2 pseudogenes are annotated in these 722 nt (G+C 45.6%); both read left to right on the top strand.

The features are described from left to right. Positions 1–463, top strand: a pseudogene (locus R7044_RS25380) (aminotransferase); the annotation flags it as partial. Between the two features lie 63 nt (positions 464–526). After that, positions 527–722: pseudogene (locus tag R7044_RS25375) on the top strand (ABC transporter substrate-binding protein); the annotation flags it as partial.

Below are 722 nucleotides of genomic sequence, written 5' to 3'. Positions count from 1 at the left end.
ACTTTCTCATGCTGATTACCTGGGTAAACAACTGCAAATGCAATACATTGGTAACGATAACTATCCTGCGAAACAAGCACTAGTTGATAGCTGCAAAATGTGGGATGAGATTGGTCGTGACCGAATCCAAGACCGCATTCTAACGTTGAGTGACCAATGTAAAACCTCACTCCAAGACGTGCTGCCACATGCGAAAATGTTCTCGCCAAATGTGGAAGGGCTGACGAGTGGATTAACGACGTTCAACCCATTTTATGATGTGACGAACGAAGAAATCCTGACTGAGTTCCGTGACCGTCTGCGTGAAGAATATGGCTACATCATCCGTACAACGAACTTCAAGCTGTACAAAGATGATGGACACGACACGTACGCGCTTCGTATCTCTACACACTTGTTCCATGATGAGCGAGATGTAGAAGGATTGGTCGAAGCGATTGCTGATCTGTACTACTCGTTCTAACGTCGTTGTTTATCACTCAAGCGCCCATTTATGGGCGCTTTGTTGAAGGGAAGGATATACACAATGTCAGTCAAAACACTTAAACGAACCATCACTGCAGTGGCGATTTTGGCCGCGTCCGTGATGTCTTCTTCGGCTTGGTCTAATGACCTTAAAGAAATCCGTGAACGTGGTGTGCTTCGTCATATCGGTGTGCCTTATGCCAACTTTGTTTCTTACATCGAGCAAGGTGAAATGCACACGCTGACAGGATTAGATG

The sequence above is a fragment of the Vibrio sp. 1402 genome (assembly GCF_033340275.1).
The sequence above is the reverse complement of the archived record's forward strand: the minus strand, read 5'-3'. Positions and strand labels throughout refer to the sequence as shown.